General features: G+C 68.2%; 1 protein-coding gene. It reads right to left on the reverse strand.

Features of this window, described 5'->3' with window-relative positions; genetic code table 11:
* Positions 1 to 239: AMP-binding protein (locus IG90_RS40500; RefSeq protein WP_033895139.1), on the reverse strand; the 239-nt coding region annotated here is incomplete at both ends.

Raw genomic sequence — 239 nt, forward strand, 5'->3', positions numbered from 1 at the left:
CTGAGACGCGTCGTCCGTCACCACCAGCGTGGCGCCTGTGTCGGCCAGGACATGGCGGATGCGGTCGGCCGGATAGCGGGCGTCGAGAGGTACGTAGACAGCCCCGGCTTTCATCAGGCCAAGGACCGTGGTGACCGTCCCGATCGAACGCTCCAGAAGAACGCCGACCGCGTCGCCGGGCCGCACTCCCCTGCCGATCACATCGTGCGCGACTTGGTTGGCACGCGCGTCGAGCTGTG

Origin of the sequence: Streptomyces anulatus (assembly GCF_000721175.1) — a bacterium.
In the GTDB taxonomy this organism is placed as follows: Bacteria; Actinomycetota; Actinomycetes; order Streptomycetales; family Streptomycetaceae; genus Streptomyces; species Streptomyces anulatus_C.